The following is a 555-nucleotide window of genomic DNA, read 5'->3' as shown; positions in this document are numbered from 1 at the left end:
ACCACGCATCCGGCTGCTGCTCGACCACACCGTTTTCCGCTATCGGCTCAAGGCAGCCTGACGACGATCCGGCAGACCGGGCCGGCTGCCGACCTAAAGCATGTCGCGCCTGAGCGGATTCAGGCCCGCTTCAGGCCTTTGTTTCCACAGATCGTTCTCCCAAAACCGAGCTCATTTCTGAGCAACATGCATTTGCGGTCCCGACCCGGCGGGGCTGCATTTTCCACGATTGCGGAATTCTCCGTTTCGGGCATGATAACAGGCACTTATGCCTTCCGTATGAGAGCTTGCCTCGAGACGCCCCGCACGTGACCCTGTTCCAGCGAAAACCCCGGATCGCGGCGCGTGCGCGCCTCGATATCGACATGCAGGACGCCGTCGTCTCTTCTATCGGTGACGTGCCTGGCTGCTCCCCCTCCCTCCTTTCCCTTTAGCATAACCTCCTGCTCGCTTCTCTTCTCTTCCCTCTCCTCCCTATCCTCTTCCTTCTTCTCTCCTCTCCTCCTTTTCTCCTCTTGCTTCCTTTCTCTTCTCCCCCTCTCCGCGCCCCCTCTC

At 59.6% G+C, this 555-nt stretch carries 1 protein-coding gene; it reads right to left on the bottom strand.

Going from position 1 to position 555, the window contains the following annotated elements; genetic code table 11:
• Window positions 1-266: 266 nt before the first annotated feature.
• On the bottom strand, window positions 267-555 hold a 289-nt coding region (locus EN893_RS38515; protein WP_206640273.1), incomplete at its 5' end, for a hypothetical protein.

Origin of the sequence: Mesorhizobium sp. M7A.F.Ca.CA.004.04.2.1, from assembly GCF_004022825.1 — a bacterium.
GTDB lineage: Bacteria > Pseudomonadota > Alphaproteobacteria > Rhizobiales > Rhizobiaceae > Mesorhizobium.
This window is presented reverse-complemented; position numbering and strand designations above follow the sequence as displayed.